Source organism: Pseudooceanicola lipolyticus (genome assembly GCF_002786325.1).
Lineage (GTDB): Bacteria > Pseudomonadota > Alphaproteobacteria > Rhodobacterales > Rhodobacteraceae > Pseudooceanicola_C > Pseudooceanicola_C lipolyticus.
The window spans coordinates 1-1,003 of record NZ_PGTB01000380.1 but is presented as its reverse complement, the minus strand read 5'-3'; the positions used below and the strand labels follow the sequence as shown (position 1 = coordinate 1,003).

Annotated in this window: 1 protein-coding gene; it reads left to right on the top strand. The window is 54.7% G+C overall.

Annotated elements, in window-relative coordinates; all coding sequences use genetic code 11:
• Nucleotides 1–913 (top strand): elongation factor 1-alpha C-terminal domain-related protein (locus CVM52_RS28220; protein ID WP_205965042.1); only part of this gene is annotated, 913 nt, incomplete at its 5' end.
• Nucleotides 914–1,003: the final 90 nt, after the last annotated feature.

Genomic DNA, 1,003 nt, shown 5'->3' with positions numbered 1-1,003 from the left:
CTCCACTGAGCCTCCATTCAGCGAAGCTCGTTTCGAGGAAATCAAGAAGGAAGTCTCCTCCTACATCAAGAAGATCGGTTACAACCCCGCAGCCGTCGCTTTCGTCCCCATCTCCGGCTGGCACGGCGACAACATGTTGGAGCCCTCCGCCAAGATGCCCTGGTACAAGGGGTGGGCTGTCGAGCGCAAGGAAGGCAAGGCTGACGGCAAGTGCCTGATTGAGGCCCTTGACGCCATCCTCCCCCCCTCCCGTCCCACAGACAAGGCCCTGCGTCTGCCCCTCCAGGATGTGTACAAGATTGGTGGTATTGGAACTGTACCGGTTGGTCGTGTGGAGACTGGTGTCATCAAGCCTGGTATGGTTGTCACCTTTGGTCCAACTGGCCTGACTACTGAGGTGAAGTCTGTTGAGATGCACCACGAGGCGCTTCAGGAGGCTCTTCCGGGTGACAATGTTGGCTTCAACGTGAAGAACGTTGCTGTCAAGGATCTCAAGCGTGGGTTTGTGGCCTCCAACTCCAAGGATGACCCTGCCAAGGAGGCTGCCAGCTTCACCTCCCAGGTCATCATCATGAACCACCCTGGGCAGATTGGCAACGGCTATGCCCCAGTGCTGGACTGCCACACCTCCCACATTGCTGTCAAGTTTGCTGAGCTCATTACCAAGATCGACAGGCGGTCTGGCAAGGAGCTTGAGAAGGAGCCCAAGTTCCTGAAGAACGGTGATGCTGGTATGGTGAAGATGGTTCCCACTAAGCCCATGGTAGTGGAGACCTTTTCTGAATATCCTCCTCTTGGTCGCTTTGCTGTCCGTGACATGAGGCAAACGGTGGCTGTCGGAGTCATCAAGAGTGTGGAGAAGAAGGATCCAACTGGAGCCAAGGTGACCAAGGCTGCCGCAAAGAAGAAATGATGTGTCTGGCTGGTTCTGTGTTTGCTTGAGGGATACCTCGTGGAAGCTTAAAATATCTCGTCTTGTTCACGTCATTGTCTGAACTATGAT